This window comes from Planomonospora antibiotica, from assembly GCF_014647955.1.
In the GTDB taxonomy this organism is placed as follows: Bacteria; Actinomycetota; Actinomycetes; order Streptosporangiales; family Streptosporangiaceae; genus Planomonospora; species Planomonospora parontospora.
Map to the genome: position 1 here is coordinate 1 of NZ_BMQE01000045.1, position 14,030 is coordinate 14,030.

15 protein-coding genes are annotated in these 14,030 nt (G+C 73.2%); 10 read left to right on the forward strand and 5 right to left on the reverse strand.

Annotated features, from left to right (window positions below; all coding sequences use genetic code 11):
• Positions 1 to 208 precede the first annotated feature (208 nt).
• Positions 209 to 1,504 carry a glutamate-1-semialdehyde 2,1-aminomutase gene (hemL, locus tag IEZ06_RS28730; RefSeq protein ID WP_189239813.1) on the forward strand — a complete coding sequence of 432 codons (1,296 nt, stop codon included), beginning with the start codon at positions 209 to 211 and terminating at the stop codon, positions 1,502 to 1,504.
• 21 nt (positions 1,505 to 1,525) lie between these two features.
• Here hemL and IEZ06_RS28735 read toward each other — a convergent pair whose 3' ends face one another.
• Together IEZ06_RS28735 and IEZ06_RS28740 are read right to left on the reverse strand one after the other, a co-directional pair.
• Positions 1,526 to 2,131, reverse strand: coding sequence for a Uma2 family endonuclease (locus IEZ06_RS28735; protein ID WP_229798832.1), 606 nt, complete (start codon positions 2,129 to 2,131; stop codon positions 1,526 to 1,528).
• Between the two features lie 105 nt (positions 2,132 to 2,236).
• On the reverse strand, positions 2,237 to 4,180 hold the full coding sequence (locus IEZ06_RS28740) for a S8 family serine peptidase (RefSeq protein WP_189239815.1): 1,944 nt from the start codon (positions 4,178 to 4,180) through the stop codon (positions 2,237 to 2,239).
• Positions 4,181 to 4,455: 275 nt separating this feature from the next.
• On the opposite strand from IEZ06_RS28740, the gene IEZ06_RS28745 reads away from it, so the two are divergent.
• The 6 genes from IEZ06_RS28745 (at position 4,456) to ccsB (ending at position 10,230) form a co-directional block, all read left to right on the forward strand.
• A complete protein-coding gene (locus IEZ06_RS28745) occupies positions 4,456 to 5,367 on the forward strand; it encodes a LysR family transcriptional regulator (RefSeq protein ID WP_189239816.1) in 912 nt (303 codons plus the stop codon).
• A 215-nt stretch (positions 5,368 to 5,582) separates the two neighbouring features.
• Entirely contained in the window at positions 5,583 to 6,221 is a 639-nt protein-coding gene (locus IEZ06_RS28750) for a histidine phosphatase family protein (RefSeq protein ID WP_189239817.1), read from the forward strand.
• 58 nt (positions 6,222 to 6,279) lie between these two features.
• Positions 6,280 to 6,852 (forward strand): TlpA family protein disulfide reductase, encoded by a 573-nt coding sequence (locus IEZ06_RS28755; RefSeq protein WP_189239818.1) that lies wholly within the window; start codon positions 6,280 to 6,282, stop codon positions 6,850 to 6,852.
• Between the two features lie 15 nt (positions 6,853 to 6,867).
• Positions 6,868 to 7,602, forward strand: coding sequence for a cytochrome c biogenesis CcdA family protein (locus tag IEZ06_RS28760; protein WP_189239819.1), 735 nt, complete (start codon positions 6,868 to 6,870; stop codon positions 7,600 to 7,602).
• Complete coding sequence (gene resB / locus IEZ06_RS28765; RefSeq protein WP_189239820.1) at positions 7,602 to 9,167, forward strand: cytochrome c biogenesis protein ResB; 1,566 nt, start codon at positions 7,602 to 7,604, stop codon at positions 9,165 to 9,167. The genes IEZ06_RS28760 and resB overlap by 1 nt, the downstream gene beginning before the upstream one ends.
• Positions 9,157 to 10,230, forward strand: coding sequence for a c-type cytochrome biogenesis protein CcsB (gene ccsB, locus IEZ06_RS28770; protein ID WP_189239821.1), 1,074 nt, complete (start codon positions 9,157 to 9,159; stop codon positions 10,228 to 10,230). The genes resB and ccsB overlap by 11 nt, the downstream gene beginning before the upstream one ends.
• Positions 10,231 to 10,288: 58 nt before the next feature.
• On the opposite strand, the gene IEZ06_RS28775 is transcribed toward ccsB, so the two are convergent.
• Positions 10,289 to 10,597 carry a PLDc N-terminal domain-containing protein gene (locus IEZ06_RS28775; protein WP_229798834.1) on the reverse strand — a complete coding sequence of 103 codons (309 nt, stop codon included), beginning with the start codon at positions 10,595 to 10,597 and terminating at the stop codon, positions 10,289 to 10,291.
• A 185-nt stretch (positions 10,598 to 10,782) separates the two neighbouring features.
• Here IEZ06_RS28775 and IEZ06_RS28780 point away from each other — a divergent pair, with 185 nt between their 5' ends.
• Entirely contained in the window at positions 10,783 to 11,610 is an 828-nt protein-coding gene (locus IEZ06_RS28780) for a hypothetical protein (RefSeq protein WP_189239823.1), read from the forward strand.
• 10 nt (positions 11,611 to 11,620) lie between these two features.
• Positions 11,621 to 11,860, forward strand: coding sequence for a hypothetical protein (locus IEZ06_RS28785; protein ID WP_189239824.1), 240 nt, complete (start codon positions 11,621 to 11,623; stop codon positions 11,858 to 11,860).
• A 105-nt stretch (positions 11,861 to 11,965) separates the two neighbouring features.
• Here the strand turns inward: IEZ06_RS28785 and IEZ06_RS28790 are convergent, their stop codons facing one another.
• Positions 11,966 to 12,205 carry a BldC family transcriptional regulator gene (locus tag IEZ06_RS28790; RefSeq protein WP_012887349.1) on the reverse strand — a complete coding sequence of 80 codons (240 nt, stop codon included), beginning with the start codon at positions 12,203 to 12,205 and terminating at the stop codon, positions 11,966 to 11,968.
• Between the two features lie 303 nt (positions 12,206 to 12,508).
• Between IEZ06_RS28790 and IEZ06_RS28795 the strand changes: the two genes are divergently transcribed.
• A complete protein-coding gene (locus tag IEZ06_RS28795) occupies positions 12,509 to 12,703 on the forward strand; it encodes a DUF4229 domain-containing protein (RefSeq protein WP_189239825.1) in 195 nt (64 codons plus the stop codon).
• A 12-nt stretch (positions 12,704 to 12,715) separates the two neighbouring features.
• On the opposite strand, the gene IEZ06_RS28800 is transcribed toward IEZ06_RS28795, so the two are convergent.
• Positions 12,716 to 14,017, reverse strand: a complete 1,302-nt coding sequence (locus IEZ06_RS28800) for a delta-60 repeat domain-containing protein (protein ID WP_189239826.1) — start codon at positions 14,015 to 14,017, stop codon at positions 12,716 to 12,718.
• Positions 14,018 to 14,030 lie beyond the last annotated feature (13 nt).

The window sequence follows — 14,030 nt, forward strand, 5'->3', positions numbered from 1 at the left end:
GCTTTCCCTGCCCTGCTCCGCAGGACGGTCCGCTCCACCCCCGGCGTGAAGGCCGGAGCACTGCGAACGATTCCGGTAGCGCCCGGCCGCGTCCCGGCGCGGAAACCGGGCGGGGCGCCGCCTCCGGTCCGGTTCGGCTCGGGACCCGGTTCGGCTCGGGACCCGGTTCGGCTCGGGACCCGGCTCCACGGGCCCTTAGGCTGGGACGGTGAGCCGTACTGAGAACTCCGAGGACCTGTTCGCCCGCGCCCGCGAGATCGTCCCGGGAGGTGTCAACTCCCCGGTCCGCGCCTTCGGCGCCGTCGGCGGCACGCCGCGCTTCATGGCCTCCGGTCAGGGGCCGTACATCACCGACGTCGACGGCAACCGCTACGTCGACCTGGTCTGCTCCTGGGGCCCGATGATCCTCGGGCACCGTCACCCGGCCGTGGTCGAGGCCCTGCAGGAGGCTCTCGCGGCCGGCACCTCGTTCGGCACGGCGACGCCCGGCGAGGTCGAGCTCGCCGAGGAGATCGTCGCCCGGATCGCGCCCGTGGAGAAGGTCCGGCTGGTCAGCTCGGGCACCGAGGCCACGATGTCGGCCGTACGGCTGGCGCGCGGTTTCACCGGCCGCTCCAAGATCGTGAAGTTCGCCGGCTGCTACCACGGCCACGTGGACGCCCTGCTCGCCTCGGCCGGTTCCGGCCTGGTCACCTTCGGGCTGCCCGACACCCCCGGCGTGACCGGGGCCTCGGCCGCCGACACCGTGGTCCTGCCGTACAACTCCGCCGAGGCGGTGGCCGAGGCGTTCGCCGCGTTCGGCGACGAGATCGCCTGTGTGATCACCGAGGCCTGTCCGGCGAACATGGGGGTCGTCCCGCCGCTGGACGGGTTCAACACCCGGCTCCGCGAGCTGTGCACCGCGCACGGCGCGCTGCTCATCGTCGACGAGGTGCTCACCGGCTTCCGGGTGTCGGGGGCCGGGTGGTACGGCCTCGACCCGGTGGACGCCGACCTGATGACCTTCGGCAAGGTCATGGGCGGCGGCCTGCCCGCGGCGGCGTTCGGCGGCCGCGCCGACGTGATGGCCCATCTCGCCCCGGAGGGTCCGGTCTACCAGGCCGGCACGCTGTCCGGTAACCCGCTGGCCTGCGCCGCGGGCCTGGCCACGCTGCGGGCCTGCGACGACGACGTCTACGACCGGGTCGACGCCGCCGCGCTGGTCGTCGGCCGCGCCGCCGCCGACGCGCTGGCCGCCGCCGGGGTGCCGCACCGCCTCCAGCGGGCGGGCAGCCTGTTCTCGATCTTCTTCACCGACGAGCGGGTCGCCGACTTCGCCGGGGCGCAGCGGCAGAACACCGCCGCCTACCGGGCCTTCTTCCACGCGATGCTCGACCGGGGCGTCTACCTGCCGCCGTCGGCGTACGAGGCGTGGTTCCTGTCGGCCGCCCACGACGACGAGGCCCTCACCCGCATCGCCGAGGCCCTGCCCGTCGCCGCGAAGGCCGCGGCCCAGGCGTCCTGACGGGGAACACCCGCGCGGCCCCTAGCGGGGCAGCCCGTCCAGGTCGACGTCGACGGGGAAAGGGACCGGGACGGTCAGCCGGCCGTGGTGGATGCCGGTGAGGGCGTAGGCGCGGGTGGCCGGGTCGAGTTCGTAGGTGTAGACGACGGGCTTGCCGTCGTTGTTCTCGACCCGCCACAGGTGCGCGATCCCGGCCTCGGCGTAGCGGGCCGGCTTGGTCTTGCGGTCGCGCTCCTCCGACTCGGGCGAGACGACCTCGACCACGAGGTGCACCTCGTCGGGCGTGTAGTACGTCCGGTCGTCGTCGTCGGCGGCGGCCGCGTCGACGACGAGCACGTCCGGGCAGGGCCGCATCCGGTGACCGAGCTTGACGTCCATCTGGTCCACCGCCGTCATCTGCGCAGGAGCCTGGTCGCCGAGGGCTTCGGTGAGGTTGCGGATCATGCGCTGGTGGAAGCGCTTCTGGGGGGACATGAAGACGAGGGCTCCATCGATCAGTTCGACGTGCTTGAAGAAGTCGGGCTCGCCGTTCGGTCCCTCCGGCGGCAGACGATCGAGGTCGTCGGCGGTCCATCCCCACGGAGGCGGAGCCGGCCAGTAGTCGAGCGCGCTGGCCACGTCGGTCACCGTAACATCGTCTCCGTCACCGTATGTGTTCATTCGGCCCGCTTCCGTCGCCTTCCCCATGCTCCTCCTCCGCCCATTGTGGGGGAAGGGGCGCACGTCGGAGGGTCAGCGCACGGCGGTCTTCCCGGAGGTCACCGTGAGCAGGTCGGCGGAGGCGGCCACCACGACCCGGTACGTGCCGCGGGGGAGCCCGCTGACGGTGCGGGAGGCCGTGGAGGAGGCGGCCGAGGTCTTCACCGTCCGCCACGCGCCGCGGTGGTACCGCTGCACCGAGACCCGCTGCCTGCGCGGCTGGTAGACCCTGAAGCTCAGTTTCCCCTTCCCGCCCGCGACCGCCGCCTTCGGTCGCGCGTAGATCCGGACGGCCCGGCTGGCACTGGCCTTCGCGGTCGCGGTGCCGGTGAACCGCGCGTACACGTAGGTCCCGGCGTCCACGCGCAGCGACCTGGCGGCGGTGCCGTTGCGGACGGCCACGTTCGAGCACGAGTAGGCCCTGACGGTGACCCGCCGGCTGCACAGCTGCACGGTGCCGGTGATCCCGGCGCCGGAGGAGGTCCGCACGGTCGCGGTCGCCACGATCGACTGCCCGGCGGTCACGGTGGTGGCGGAGACCTTCACTCCGGTGACGGTGCTCACCGGCACCGGAGCCGGAGCGGCCGCCGGTGCGGGAGCCGGTGCGGGCACGGGGGCCGCCTCGCCGGAGGGGCCGGAGAGCGCGGCGAGGGGCTGGACCAGGCCGGCGCCGTAGTAGGGGTCCCTGCCTGCCGTGCCGAGGTCGCGCGCGGTGCCGGTGAGCCGGGCGGTCGCCTGGGCGGCCGACATCGCCGGGAACCTCGCGCGGATCAGCGCCACGGTGGCGGCGGCGTACGGCGAGGCCATCGAGGTGCCGCTCATGTCGAGGTACCGCGACGAGGGGTAGGTGGAGCGGACGCGCACGCCGGGGGCGGCCACGTCGACGTAGGAGCCGTACTCGGAGAACACCGCGCGGGCGTCGGCGCTGTCGGTGGCGGCGACCCCGACGACACCGGGGAACGCGGCCGGGTAGTTCACCGGGTTGCCGCAGTTCTCACCCGGATAAGGGTTGGAGACCTTCGAGCAGTCCTGGGCGGAGTTGCCCGCGGCCGCGACCACGACGACGTCCTTGGCCAGGGCGTAGTCGATCGCGGACCGCACCATCGGGTCGCTGCCCGGGCTGCCCAGGGACAGGTTGATGACGGTCGCGCCGTGGTCGGCGGCGTAGGCGATGCCGGCGGCGACGTCGGAGCTCCAGCCGCTTCCGCTCGCGTCGAGCACGCGGACCGGGAGGATCTTCGCCCCGTGCGCGAGACCGGCGATCCCGACGCCGTTGCCCGCCTTCGCGGCGACGATGCCGGCGACGTGGGTGCCGTGCCCGTTCGGGTCGGAGTGTCCGGCGCCGCGGTCCGCGACCAGGTCGGTGCCGGACAGGACCGTCCCGGCCAGGTCCGGGTGGGCGGCGTCGACACCGCTGTCGACGACGGCGACGATCTGCCCCGCGCCGGTCGCCGACTTCCACACGCTCTCCCCGGAGAGCGTGTTCAGCGGCCACTGCGCGCTGCGGTACGCGTCGTCGACCTGGGTGGCCGCGGCCGAGGCCGTACCGGTGGAGAGGAGTGGAGAGGGGCCGCCCACGGCGGAGACCTTGGAGTCGACGGCGACGGCGAGCGTGTCGGGGACGGCGCGGGCGTCCTGCACGGCGTCGGCGGCCTCTTCCCGGTCCTCGGCGACGGTGACGCTGACCTCCGGCCGTCCGGCGGAGTCGGCGGTCAGGGTGACGACGCGGACCGGCCCGCGCTCGGGCGCGTCGGCGAGCACCTCGGAGACCGGGCCGGTGAGGCCGACGGGCTCGTTCGGCTGCCACTCCTCGGGGGCGGGGGCGGCGTCGGGCGCGGTGCCCACGGCGGGGGCGGTGCCCACGGCGAGGGGCGGTACGGCGGCCGGCCGGGCGTCCGCTGCGGCGGGGGACGCGGTGAGGCCGGCGGCCAGCGCGAGTGCGGCGATCGTGCCCAGGACCTGGGTGGTGGCTGGCATGGCGGTCCTCCGGGTCCGTCGGTGCGGTGCACGGCCACGCCGGATCGGCCGGCGGGCGTATCCACCTCCTCGACCCCGGTCGCGGGATCCTGAGAACCGCCCGGACAAAGTCTTGATGGGAGAAGATCTCCCCTGCGCAGACGGAGGGGCCGTGGCAGGGAAGGTGGCGACGGCTCGGTCCGCGCCCCCGGCTCCGGGCGGGAGGGGGTGGCGGTAGAGCCGGAGTGTTCAGTTCAGGCGAGACTCGCAGAAGACGATGGTTTAGGGTTGCTTACATGTTGGATCTCAACCGGTTGAAGGCGCTGCACGCCGTCTCCGTGTACGGCTCGGTGGGCGCGGCGGCCGAGGCGCTCATGGTGACCCCGTCGGCGGTCTCGCAGCAGCTCGCCAAGCTGGAGCGGGAGACCGGCGCGACCCTGCTGGAGCGGAGTGGGCGCGGGGTGCGGCTCACCGACGCGGCCGGGCTCCTGGCCGACCACGCCGAGCGCATCCTCGCCCTGGTGGAGACCGCCGAGGCCGACTTCGAGGCGTTGCGCGGCGAGGTCGTGGGGCGGCTGGGCATCGGCGCCTTCCCCACGGCGGCCCGGGGGCTGCTCCCGCAGGCGCTGGTCCGCCTGCGCGAGCGCCACCCCGACCTCACGCTCCGGCTGTACGAGCGCGAGCCCGAGCGGATGGTCCGCGAGGTGTCCCGGGGCGAGCTCGACCTGGCGGTGATCCAGGACTGGATGAACCGGCCGCTGGCCGTGCCCGACGGGCTGTCGCGGGCCACGCTCTTCGACGACATCGCCGACGTGGTCCTGCCCGTCGGCCACCCGCTGGCCGGGCGCGCCGAGATCGAGCTGTCCGAGCTGTCCGGGGAGCGGTGGATCAGCGGCTCACCCGGGACGGTCTGCCACGACTGGCTGGTCTACACGCTCCGCGCGGCCGAGCTGGAGCCGGAGATCACCTGCATGGCCGACGAGTACCCGACCCAGCTGGCGCTCACCGCCGTCGGGCAGGGCTGTGCGATCGTCCCCCGGCTCGGCCGCGACCTCCTGCCCCCGGGGGTCCGGGCCGTCCCGATCCGGCCGCGTCCCATCCGCAGGATCTACGCGGTCTGGCGGAGCGACGCGGCCCGCCGCCCGGCCATCCGCGCCGCCGTCGACGCGCTCCGGGCCGCCTCCGCGGGCCTGGGCGCGGTGGTGTGAGCCGCGCCTCCGAGAGCCTCGGCGTGGTGATGTGAGCCGCGCCTCCGAGAGCCTCGGCGTGGTGATGTGAGCCGCGCCTCCGAGGGTCTCGGAGCGGTGGTGCGGGCCGCGCCTCCGCCGTGGGACGGCCGGGCGGGCCGCGCGCCCGGTGCCGGACGGCGCGGACGGACCCGTCCGTGCCATCCGCCCTTACCAGTGGGTAGGCTGACGACACCATGGCTGAGACCACCGTCATCCACCTCCTGCGCCACGGCGAGGTGCACAACCCTGCCAACGTCCTGTACGGCCGGCTGCCGGGCTACCACCTGTCGGAGAACGGCAGGCTGATGGCCGAGACGGCGGCCAAGTCGCTGGCCGGGCGCGACGTCGTCGCCCTGTTCTCCTCTCCGATGGAGCGGGCCCAGGAGACCGCCGCCCCGCTCGCCGAGACCTTCGGCCTGGAGGTCGAGCTCGACGACCGGCTGATCGAGGCGGCGAACGCCTTCGAGGGCGTCTCCGTCGGCAACGGCGACGGCGTCTTCCGCAACCCCCGCTACTACCGCCACCTGTGGAACCCGCTCCGCCCCTCCTGGGGGGAGCGCTACAGCGAGGTGGTCGGCCGGATGCGGGAGGCGGTCCTGGCCGCCCGCAGGGCGGCGCGGGGCCACGAGGCGGTGCTGGTCAGCCACCAGCTCCCCATCTGGGTCATCCGGCTCGCGGCCGAGCGCAGGCCGCTCCCGCACGACCCGCGCCGCAGGCAGTGCGGGCTCGCCAGCGTCACCAGTTTCTGCTTCGAGGGCGACCGGCTCGCCAGCGTGGGATACGCCGAGCCGGCGGCCGCGCTCGTCCGGCGCCCCACTGTGCCGGGCGCGTGACCCCGCCGGTAGAGTGATTGCTCTACCGCTTGTAGTAGTACAGGGAGACCGTCCTTCGATGCGCGCCAGACCGCTCGCCGCCGCCCTGCTGCTCGCCGTCGCGGCGGCCGGATGCGCCGGAAGCCAGGCATCCCAGCCGCAGGCGGGGGACACCCGGTTCATCGCCGGAGACGGCAAGGTCACCGTCTTCGAGGCGGCCGGCCGCAAGGCGGCCCCCGCGGTCGAGGGGGCGACCCTCCAGGGCGGCACCGCCTCGCTCGCCGCGCACCGGGGCAAGGTCGTGGTGCTCAACTTCTGGGCCTCCTGGTGTGCGCCCTGCCGCGCCGAGGCCCCGGTGCTGGCGGACATCGCGGCCAAGACCAAGGCCGACGGCGTGGAGTTCCTCGGTGTCGACTTCAAGGACGACAAGGCCAGGGCGCTCGCCTTCGAGCGCACCGAGAAGCCCGGCTACCCGAGCATCTTCGACCAGCCCGGCAAGGTCGCACTCGCCTTCCAGGGCACGGTCCCCCCGGCGGCCATCCCGTCGACGCTGATCATCGACCGGCAGGGCCGGATCGCCGCCCGGGCCCTGGGCGCGGTCAAGTACAGCGACCTCCTCGCCGCCGTCACCAGGATCACCGATGAGAAGTAATCCGGGACGCCTCCGGTGAGCGCCGACCTGGCGAGCACGGTGGCGAGCGGCTCCCTGGCGCTGGCCCTGCCGATCGCGGTCGCCGCGGGGCTGGTGTCCTTCCTGTCGCCGTGCGTGCTACCGCTGGTCCCCGGCTACCTGTCCTACGTGACCGGGATGAGCGCCGACCCCCGGCGGGGCCGGATGACGCTGGGCATCGTGCTGTTCGTGCTCGGTTTCGCGGCCGTCTTCGTGGCGCAGGGCGCGCTCCTCGGCGGCCTGGGCGCGGCGCTGTTCGGCAACGCCGACGGCATCACCCGGGTGCTCGGAGCCCTGACGATCGTGCTCGGGCTCGCCTTCATGGGATTCGTCCCGGGCCTGCAGCGCGAGGTCCGCGTCCACCGGCTCCCGGCCGCCGGGCTCGCCGGCGCGCCGCTGCTCGGGGTGGTGTTCGGCCTCGGCTGGACCCCCTGCATCGGCCCCACGCTCGGGGTCGTGCTCACCCTCGGGGTGACCGAGGGCAGCGCGGGGCGCGGGGCGCTCCTCGCCTTCGGCTACGCGCTCGGCCTGGGCCTGCCGTTCGTGGCGGCGGGGCTGGCCTACCGGAGGGCGCTGCACACGTTCAAGGCGGTCCGCCGCCACTCGCAGCTGATCACACGGGTGGGCGGGGCCATGCTGGTCACCGTCGGCCTGCTGCTCGTCACCGGGCTCTGGGGGGAGCTCGTGGCGGCGATGCAGGTGTGGATCGGCGGATTCCAGCCGGTGATCTGATGACCCTTACCGACGGCAGGCCCGAGGAGAAGTCCGCACCCCGCCCCGCGGGGCTGGGCGCGGCAGGCTGGGCGCGCTGGTTCTGGCGCACCCTCACCTCGATGCGGACCGCGCTGATCCTGCTGTTCCTGTTCGCGCTGGCCTCGATCCCGGGGTCGGTCTGGCCGCAGCGCGGCGTCTCGGACGCCAAGGTCGCGCAGTACTACGACGACAGCCCCGCGCTGGCCGAGTGGCTGGACCGGCTCTGGCTCTTCGACGTGTTCAGGGCCCCGTGGTTCGCGGCGATCTACCTGCTGCTGTTCGTCTCGCTGATCGGCTGCGTGCTCCCGCGCACCGCGGCCCACCTGCGCGAGCTGCGCCGCAGGCCGCCCGCGGCGCCGCGCAACCTGGCCCGGCTGCCCCAGCACGCCGTACTCGATGGCGACCTGACCGTGCAGGAGGCGGCGCGGCGGCTGCGCAGGCTCCGGTTCCGGGTGACCACCGGGCCCGACTGGGTCTCGGCGGAGAAGGGCTACCTGAAGGAGACCGGCAACCTGCTGTTCCACGTCGCGCTGCTCGGTCTGCTGCTCGCGGTCGGCGCCGGCGCGCTGTACGGCTACCGCGGCAACGTGCTGGTCGTGGAGGGCGACGGGTTCGCCAACACGGTCGCGGCCTACGACCGCTACATGCCCGGACAGCAGGTGAACGCAGAGTCGCTGGAGCCGTTCTCGTTCACGCTGGAGGACTTCCAGGCCACCTACATCGCGCAGGGTCCCAAGCGGGGCCAGGCGCTGGACTACTCGGCGAAGCTCGCGGTGAGCGACGCGCCGGGGGCGCCGGAGCGGGACTACGAGCTGAAGGTCAACGAGCCGCTCGACGTGAACGGCACCCTGACCTACCTGATCGACCACGGCTACGCGCCCACCTTCAGGATCACCGACGGCGAGGGGCAGGTCGCCTTCGAGGGGGCGGTGCCGTGCCTGGTCGTGCAGCCGGCGACGTTCACCTCCGAGTGCGTCATCAAGGTGCCCGACGCCCTGCCCGAGCAGCTCGGCCTCATGGTGGCCTTCCTGCCCACCACGGTCCCGGCCGAGGGCGGCGAGTGGGTGTCGGTCTTCCCCGGCGCTGCGAACCCGACCGCGCAGGTGTACGGTGCCTTCGCCGGCGACCTCGGCATGGGGAACGGCCGTCCCCAGTCGGTCTACGAGATCCCGCCGGAGATCCTGAAGAAGATGAAGCCGCTGGTCATGAAGGCCGACCCGCTGGCGAAGGGCGAGAAGCTCGAACTGCCGGGCGGGGCCGGCACGATCGAGTTCACCGGCGTCAGGGAGTGGGTCGCCCTCCAGATCACCCACGATCCCGGCCGGATGCCCGCCCTGCTCTCGGCGGCCCTGGCCACCGCGGCGCTGGTGTTCTCCCTGACCGTCCGCCGCCGGCGCGTGTGGGTGCGGACCGGGGCCGGGGGCGGGCCCGCCGAGGCGGGCGGCCTCACCCGCACCGAAGGCGGTGACTTCGGCGAGGAGTTCGCCGGGATCGTCGCCGTCCTGAATCAAGGTTCTACCCCTGGAGTGAAGGATGCCCGCTGAGGTCGATCCCGGTCTCGCCGCGCTGAGCGATCAGCTCGTCCTGGTGGCGGTGCTGTGCTACGCCGTCGCGATGATCGGTTACGCGCTGGATCTCGCCTTCGCCCGGACGGTGGAGGTCTCCCCGGACGGGACCGGGGCGGAGGCTGCGAGCGAGGCGGAACCCGCGCTCGCCGCGGTCGGCGGTCCCGCGGGCACCGGGGAGGCGGCCACGGCCGCCTCCGGGGCCGCGCCGGGGGACGTGCGGGACGGCGCCGCGGTCGAGACGGCGGCCGGGACGGGGGCGGGGGACGCCGCCGCGGGCTCCGGGGCGGTGAGCGGGGCGGACGGGGCCCCGTCCGGCTGGGTGCTGCGGGCCGGTCCGGCCGCGGTCGCGCTGAGCTGGCTCGGTCTCGTCCTGAACGCCGGGGCCCTGCTCACCCGGGGGCTGGCCGCGGGCCGGTGGCCCTGGGGCAACATGTACGAGTTCGTGGTCGCCATGTGCCTGGCGGCCATGGGCGCGTTCCTGCTGATGCAGCTGCGCTACCCGGTCCGCTTCCTGGGCGCCTTCGTCACCGCGGCCTCGGCCCTCGGGCTGGGCTTCGCCGTGCACTCCCTGCACGTGGACGCCGCTCCCGCGATGGTCGCGCTGAACTCCTACTGGATCGCCATCCACGTCTCGGCCGCGATCATCGCCAGCGGCCTGTTCATCGTGGCCGGGGCCTGCGGCGTCATCTTCCTGATCCGGCACGACGCCGCCGACCACCTGCCGTCCCGGCAGGAGCTGGAGCGGGTCGCGCACCGGGCCATCGTGATCGGCTTCCCGATCTGGACCTTCGCCGTCATCGCCGGCGCGCTCTGGGCGGACAAGGCCTGGGGCCGCTACTGGGGCTGGGACCCCAAGGAGATCTGGGCGTTCATCACCTGGATCGTCTACGCCGGTTATCTGCACGCCCGGGCGACCGCCGGCTGGAAGGGCCGGGCGGCGATGATCGTGCAGCTGGTCGCCTTCGCCTGCCTGCTCTTCAACCTCATCGGGGTGAACATCTTCATCGGCGGCCTGCACTCCTACGCCGAAGTGCCGTAGCCGCCGTACGGACGCGGACGGCGGCCGGCTCCGCGTCGTGCGGGCGCCGGCCGTACGGTCAGTCGTCGTCGCGCAGGCGCCGGTCGAGGTCGCGCAGGAAGTCGGGGTCGTCGTCCGGGCCGCGGGGGGCCTGCGGGCGCGGCTCGCGGGGCGTGCCCTCGGGGGGCAGGAGGATCCGCGGGGGGCGGGGGCCGAGAGGGCGGCCGAGCAGCAGCCAGAACAGGCCGCCGACCAGGGCCAGCAGCACCACGATGAGCACCCACAGGATCTTGGGGAGGTTCCTGACCTCCTCGTCCGGCGTGGTGATGACGTCGAACAGGCAGTAGAGCCAGAAGGCGAGCAGCGCCAGACCGAGAAGCACGGACATGCCCGAACTGTAAGCCATCCCGCAGGCAGGTGGGGCCAGGCCGGAAACGGAACGGGGACGGATCGGGAACCGGGCGGGACGGGGTGCCGGTTCGGGGTGACGCGGGAAGATCCACGCCGTACGGTGGGACCTGTTGCCGTTCTCCGACGGGAGCGCGTGGTGGCGCATTCAAGCGGGCGGGCAGGGTGAACACGGACAGGGGCCGTCATCGGCGGCGGTGGTGGCAGCGTGAGACGTCCCGCCGGGGCGGTGAGGCCACCGTCCGCGAGGCGCCCAGGGAGGTCCCCCGCGAGCCGGAGGCGCGGATCGCGAAGCCGGCCCCCGCCGACCGCCCGCAGTACACCTGGCGGGACTTCGAGCTGGCGGACGAGCGTCCCCGGGCCCGGCCCAACACCCCCGACGCCCCCGGCATGGGCGACGGCCTGCGGCACTGCGGGGCCCTGGAGCGCGTGCTGCACCGGCAGTGGGACATCCGCGAAGGACCGCCGCCCCCGGAGGTCGTGGGCGCGGTGGAGAGCCTCGCGCGGCTGCCCGACGGCCTCAAGGCCAAGCTGGCCGAAGGGCTGGAGGGCATCTACGTCGGCGCGGGCGGCGTGCCCGACCTGGACGACATGGGTTACCTGCGGGGCGCGCCGCTGCCGTCGGGCAGGGCCACGTGGGACATCTGCGCCGGCGCGTACGGCGACCGCAAAGTGGTGGTGGGGGACCGGCCCTCGCCCACCCCCGACGTGATGATGCACGAGATCGGGCACGCCCTGGACGACGTGGACGCGCCCCATGGAGACTGGGTGTCGGACTGCCCCGAGTTCGCCGCCCTCTACGAGCAGTGCGTTCCGGTCCTGGCCTCGGGGTTCCACCTGCAGCCGGGGACCCTGGGCCGCAGGGAGTTCTTCGCCGACGCCTTCGCCGCCATCGCCTCCCGGCAGCGTCCCGCCCTGGTGGACATGCTGGGCGGGGACACGCGGATGGCGCTCAATGTCATGTTGTTCTTCAACCGGCGCTACGGAATCTAGGTGGTCTGGGATGTACGTCATCCGGCTCGCTGACGGGACCCTGCGCGTGCCGCAGAGCCTGTCCAGCGATGACGGGCGTCTGATCGGCAACGCGTACGTGGAGCTCTCACCGGGGGATCCGGAGTACGACCGCTGGCTGCCCGAGTCGCTCACGGAGGAGGAGGTGGCGGAGCGGCGGAGACGGTGGCTCGCGGAGAACGACGATCTGGAGAAGGAGTTCCTGGCCTTCAAGGCCGAGCAGGACGGGTGAGGTCCGGCGGGGGAACGATCCGGTGACCGCGGAGTGACTCCACGGTGACCCTGCGGCTTCCGGGTAAGGCGCGCAGGATCACCGATGGTGCGACGTCATACGGCGTCAGACGCGGGGGGACTCACCCGCCGGCCGTTCGGCCGTCAGGACGTCCTCACCGCGCAGAAGGGCGTGCACTTCCGACTCGCGGAACCGCCGGTGCCCTCCGGGGGTACGGATGCTGCTGATGCGGCCTGCCGCGGCCCAGCGCGTAACCGTCTTTGGGTCGACCCGGAAGAGGGCGGCAACCTCTCCGGGCGTCAGCAGACGCTCGCTGCTACTCTCCACAATCTCTCCCCCTCGCATCCCGCTTCCTGCCAGCGGGCGGACAGGTAACCAGTGTGCCGAGCGAAGCCTGATTTATCCGTGCTTTCGGACAAAGATCACGGGTTGTTATCGACTGACTGCCCGATTGTTATATGATAGAGCCTCTTTGAGACTCTCGTGGGTGTTTCTTTACGTAACTGATCTGTTGGGAACACTAGCAGTGGTCGCGTCAGATGCGAAGAGCGTTCGCTTCGCGCCTGCGACATGGCCCGGAAGGCCTTTGCCGCGCCGTCCGCGCGCCCGCTCGCACCGGCATGTCAGGAGTGACGTAGCCTCGATGCCGTGCATCCCGCTTTCGTCTACACCGCGTCCCGGATCGGAGTGCTGGCCGTGACGGCCGGCGTGCTCTACCTTCTCGGGCTCCGCGATCCTTTCCTGCTGCTGGTCGCGTCATTCCTCGTCAGCGGCGTGGCCAGCTACGTCCTGCTGTCCAAGCAGCGCGACGCGCTCAGCGCACGAATCACCAAGAATCGCTGAAAACGGGGAATGTCACGGCAGCGGGAACATGCCGATCCGGGCATGGTACTCGCGGCCGAGTCGGGTTGTGTCACTACCGACGAGTAGCCCTCCCCGGTGGGCGAGAAACGCCTTGACGCCGATTCCGCGGGTCCGGGTGGGATTCCAGCGCAGCGCCTTGCCCGTGACCGGGTGGATCGCCCCGATCCCCGGCCGGGCGACGGCCCCCGGGCCCGCCGAGTCCCGGCCGTGCGGGTTGTCCAGCCAGCGCTGGTGGCCGCCCACGTAGACCGCGGCCCCGGTCACCGCCACCGAGTAGAGCGTGTCGCCGCCGGTGTGGTTCACCCAGGTCGGGTCCGTCTCGCCGCGCGCGCGGGTCTCGAAGCGGGCGGCGCTGTCGCACAGCTTCCTGGGCCCGCCCCAACCGCCGCTCGTGACGACCACGAAGTAGCTGCCGTCGGGGGCGAAGTCCAGTCCCCTGACGTAGCTGGGGAAGGTCGGCTTGCACGCGGCGGCGTAGGCGTCCGTCCGCCAGGGGGCGACCTTCGCCGGGGAGGCCCCGACGTCGATGAGGCCGAGCTGGGGCCGGGAGAGCCCGTCGAGGGTGCCGAAGCTGCCGTCGACCGCGAGCCGGTCCTTCGCCAGGGCCATGGCGTACACCTTGACCCGGGGTCCCCGGGGCGCGCCCGGCGTGACGGCGAAGGCGGGGTCGACGGCGCCGGTGGCGGCGTGCACCCGGGCCAGGGCCGTACGGCGGGCGCCGCCGATGCGGGTGAAGTCCCCGCCGACGTAGAGCCGGGAGCCGTGCCTTACGAGGCTGGTGACCGTGCCGCCGGAGGCTCCGGCGCGGAAGGACGTCACCGGGGCGCCGTCCGCGAGCCGGAGCCGGACCAGCCTGGACGTCGCGGTGCCGCCGGTCTCGGAGAACGCGCCTCCGGCGTAGACGGTGCCGGAGGTCCCGGCGGCCAGGGCGTTGACCGGGCCGTCGAGGTCGGGGGCGAAGTCCGGCAGGATCCGCCCGCTGGCCAGGTCGTAGGCGAAGATGTTGGCGCGTTCCAGGATCCGCGAGCTCCCGGCGTCGCGCACCTCGCTGAACGAGCCGCCGACCACCACCGTGCCGCCCACCAGGGCGATGGCGTTGACGATCCCGTCGAGCACGTGCGGGGTGGTGTCCACGGGATCCGCGGAGACGATCCCGCGGTGCTCCACGGTGCCGGCGGAGGCGGTCGCCCCGGTGATGCCCCCGTTGATCCCGGCGGTGGTCAGGGCGAGGGCGGCCGTCAGGGCGGAGGCGGTTCTGGTGGTTCTGGCGGTTCTGGCGGTTCTGGCAAGCATTCGCCAAGTTCTA

Excerpts from the sequence above, each read along its gene's own strand:
- IEZ06_RS28740 (WP_189239815.1), bottom strand. The coding sequence starts at position 4,180 with ATGCCAGCCACCACCCAGGTCCTGGGCACGATCGCCGCACTCGCGCTG.
- IEZ06_RS28745 (WP_189239816.1), top strand. The coding sequence starts at position 4,456 with ATGTTGGATCTCAACCGGTTGAAGGCGCTGCACGCCGTCTCCGTGTAC.
- IEZ06_RS28750 (WP_189239817.1), top strand. The coding sequence starts at position 5,583 with ATGGCTGAGACCACCGTCATCCACCTCCTGCGCCACGGCGAGGTGCAC.
- IEZ06_RS28755 (WP_189239818.1), top strand. The coding sequence starts at position 6,280 with ATGCGCGCCAGACCGCTCGCCGCCGCCCTGCTGCTCGCCGTCGCGGCG.
- resB (WP_189239820.1), top strand. The coding sequence starts at position 7,602 with ATGACCCTTACCGACGGCAGGCCCGAGGAGAAGTCCGCACCCCGCCCC.
- ccsB (WP_189239821.1), top strand. The coding sequence starts at position 9,157 with ATGCCCGCTGAGGTCGATCCCGGTCTCGCCGCGCTGAGCGATCAGCTC.
- IEZ06_RS28775 (WP_229798834.1), bottom strand. The coding sequence starts at position 10,597 with ATGTCCGTGCTTCTCGGTCTGGCGCTGCTCGCCTTCTGGCTCTACTGC.
- IEZ06_RS28785 (WP_189239824.1), top strand. The coding sequence starts at position 11,621 with ATGTACGTCATCCGGCTCGCTGACGGGACCCTGCGCGTGCCGCAGAGC.
- IEZ06_RS28790 (WP_012887349.1), bottom strand. The coding sequence starts at position 12,205 with ATGCGAGGGGGAGAGATTGTGGAGAGTAGCAGCGAGCGTCTGCTGACG.
- IEZ06_RS28800 (WP_189239826.1), bottom strand. The coding sequence starts at position 14,017 with ATGCTTGCCAGAACCGCCAGAACCGCCAGAACCACCAGAACCGCCTCC.